At 69.7% G+C, this 1,398-nt stretch carries 2 protein-coding genes; one reads left to right on the top strand and one right to left on the bottom strand.

Translation table 11 applies throughout. The features are described 5' to 3' along the window. Window positions 1-685, top strand: a 685-nt coding sequence (locus JMF90_RS37050) for a DMT family transporter (RefSeq protein ID WP_201326341.1), incomplete at its 5' end; no start/stop codon positions are given. A gap of 60 nt (window positions 686-745) precedes the next feature. On the opposite strand, the gene nth is transcribed toward JMF90_RS37050, so the two are convergent. Continuing rightward, complete coding sequence (nth, locus tag JMF90_RS37045) at window positions 746-1,390, bottom strand: endonuclease III (RefSeq protein ID WP_006478196.1); 645 nt, start codon at window positions 1,388-1,390, stop codon at window positions 746-748. Window positions 1,391-1,398: the final 8 nt, after the last annotated feature.

Genomic DNA, 1,398 nt, shown 5'->3' with positions numbered 1-1,398 from the left:
GCTCGGCTACGTCGGGCAGTCGTTCTGCTATTTCAGCGCGCTGCAGCACGCGCAGGCGAGTCTCGTCGCGCTGCTGCTGTACCTGTACCCGGCGTTCGTCACGCTGCTCGCCGCGTGGTGGCTCGGCGAGCGCCTGACACGGGCGAAGGCCGTCGCGCTGGTGCTGTGCGTCGCGGGTTCGGCGCTGATGGTCGGCGGCGGGCACGGCGAGCCGCTCGGGATCGCGCTGGCGCTGGCCGCCGCGGTGATCTACTCGCTGTATATCGTCGGCGGCACGAAGGCGACGCGCGGCGTCGATCCCCTCGCGACCACCGCGATCATCTGCCTGTCGGCCACCGCGACGCTCGTCGCGATCGCCGTCGTGCGAACGGCGGGGTTCGGCGCGCCGCCGCGCTGGCCCGCGACGGCCGGCGGCTGGGCGTCGATGCTCGCGATCGCGCTGGTGTCGACGGTCGCGGCCATGCTTGCGTTCTTCGCCGGGCTCGAGCGGCTCGGGGCCGCGCGCACGTCGATGCTGTCGACGCTCGAACCGGTCGTGACGGTCGCGCTCGCGGCGCTGCTGTTCGGGGAAGCATTGTCGCCGCTGCAGTGGGCGGGTGGCGTCGCGATTCTGGCGGCCGTGCTGGCGCTCGTGCGCGCGGGCGGCGCGGCCGCCGACGACGCGACGGCGACATCCAACGCGTAAGCGGGGAAGGGAGCGGGCGTCGCGACGGCGCCTGCGGAACTCGCCCGCGCTGCCTGGCGCTTATTCGTTCGGCGGCGGCGTCTTCGGCCGGAACTCGCACAGCGGCTCGATCGCGCAGTGCCAGCATTCGGGCCGGCGGGCCTTGCACACGTAACGCCCGTGCAGGATCAGCCAGTGATGCGCATCCTGCAGGAATTCCTTCGGCGTGAACTTCTCGAGTGCGGCCTCGACGGCCCGCACGTCCTTGCCCGGCGCGAGCCCGGTGCGATTCGCGACGCGGAAGATATGCGTGTCGACCGCGATCGTCGGCTGGCCGAACGCGGTGTTCAGCACGACGTTCGCGGTCTTGCGGCCGACGCCCGGCAAGCCTTCGAGCGCTTCCCGATCGGCCGGCACCTCGCCGTCGTAGCGCTCGAGCAGGATTCGGCACGTCGCGACCACGTTCTTCGCCTTGGTGCGATAGAGGCCGATCGTCTTGATGTACTCGGTGACGCCTTCCTCGCCAAGCGCGACGATTTGTCGCGGGGTATTCGCGACCGGAAACATTTTCCGCATCGCCTTGTTGACCGACACGTCGGTCGCCTGCGCGGACAGCATCACGGCGATCAGCAGCTCGAACGGCGTCGAATATTCGAGCTCGGTGGTCGGATGCGGATTGAGGCTCTGCAGCGTTTCGTAGATCGCGCGTCGTTTGCTGGCGTTCATGGAGCGTT

This window comes from Burkholderia sp. E168m23, from assembly GCF_016586125.1.
Classification (GTDB): Bacteria; Pseudomonadota; Gammaproteobacteria; order Burkholderiales; family Burkholderiaceae; genus Burkholderia; species Burkholderia orbicola.
This window is presented reverse-complemented; position numbering and strand designations above follow the sequence as displayed.